The 650-nt window shown below is 82.9% G+C and carries 1 protein-coding gene; it reads left to right on the top strand.

What is annotated here, in order from left to right:
* Positions 1-323: 323 nt before the first annotated feature.
* Positions 324-650: hypothetical protein (locus KBX26_RS31985; RefSeq protein WP_374224348.1), on the top strand; the 327-nt coding region annotated here is incomplete at its 3' end.

Raw genomic sequence — 650 nt, 5'->3', positions numbered from 1 at the left:
GCGCGGTGCCGCCGACCGTGGACGGCCCGCGGCCCGACCCCGCCGTTGATCGTGGGCCGCGCGCCGCCCGGCGTCGTCCGGGCCCGGGCGACCCCGGCGCCCCCGAGCCCGTCGAACGGCCCGCCGCCGAACGTCCCCGTCCGGCAGCCGGCGGGCGTCGCCGCGCCGCGGAACCCGACGAGCCAGCGGTGCCCCGCTCGGGCAACGCGCCACCGGTGCCCCGTGCGGGCGAGGCGCCACCGGTGCCCCGCTCCGGAAACGCGCCGCCCGTGCCCCGTGCGGGCGAGGCGCCGCCCGGGCCCCGCTCGGGCAGCGCGTCGTCGATGCCCGAGGCGCCCGGCGCACACAGCGGCGCCCATCCCACCGTGAGCCCCGCCGACGGCACCGGTCGGCGTCGGGTCGTCTCCGACGAACCGGAACGCCGAACGCCACCCGGTGGCGAACCCCGCGTGGACCGGCCGGAGCGGCCGGCGGACTGGCTGCGCCAGGCCGGCCGGCTGCCGCACACCGACCCGGGCCTGCCGGTGGTCAACCGCCGCGAGGGCAGCCCGCCGGCCGGAAGTCGCCGTCCGGCGTCGCCCACCGGGCCGGGAGAGCACGCCGACCCGGCGTCCGGTCGCCTCGCCGTGGCGGACCCGGCCGCCGGCGGC

This window comes from Micromonospora sp. C97 (assembly GCF_018070385.1).
In the GTDB taxonomy this organism is placed as follows: domain Bacteria; phylum Actinomycetota; class Actinomycetes; order Mycobacteriales; family Micromonosporaceae; genus Micromonospora; species Micromonospora parva.
This window is presented reverse-complemented; position numbering and strand designations above follow the sequence as displayed.